Annotated in this window: 1 protein-coding gene; it reads left to right on the plus strand. The window is 39.4% G+C overall.

Annotated elements, in window-relative coordinates:
- Positions 1-82 precede the first annotated feature (82 nt).
- A partial coding sequence (locus DXD68_RS24010) for a hypothetical protein (RefSeq protein WP_199715800.1) occupies positions 83-513 on the plus strand: 431 nt, incomplete at its 3' end.

A 513-nucleotide genomic window follows, 5' to 3' on the forward strand; every position in this document is an offset into this window, starting at 1 on the left:
GGATTTAAATCCTCTTTACAGGCCTTGTTATCTTGTTTGGTGGCTTGAGGGGTGAAGGGCTATTCAACCTTCTAAGAATGTTATGAAAAAGTTATTAATGGCATTGCTGGGTGCCCAACCAGCTGTTTGTGTTTATCAGCAACATGTGAATAATTTGTTACCGGAAGAAAAGGAGGGCTTTTATAAAGATTCCTTTGCTTTGGCTTTTTCAGATTGGAGAAATCTGAGTCCGGGGTATCGTGATTTTTTTGTTAGCCTGATTAAAAGTGAACGTCAGCGTTTTATCGATTTCGTGCGCAATGACACAGTTTTAGGAGAGTTTCTTTACGACGTGAAGGATGAAGCATTGTTTATCCGTATCCTGAGCCTTTTGGAACGACCGGATAAAAAGCGTAAAACATCTTATACGAAGTTGGCATTCGCTGTTAAGCTCGGATTTAATGTTGATCTGAAAGTGAAGTATTTATCGGATAAAATCCGATATGCAAGAGCAGATACGGATGACTTGTATGA

The sequence above is a fragment of the Parabacteroides sp. TM07-1AC genome, assembly GCF_003480915.1.
Lineage (GTDB): Bacteria > Bacteroidota > Bacteroidia > Bacteroidales > Tannerellaceae > Parabacteroides > Parabacteroides chongii.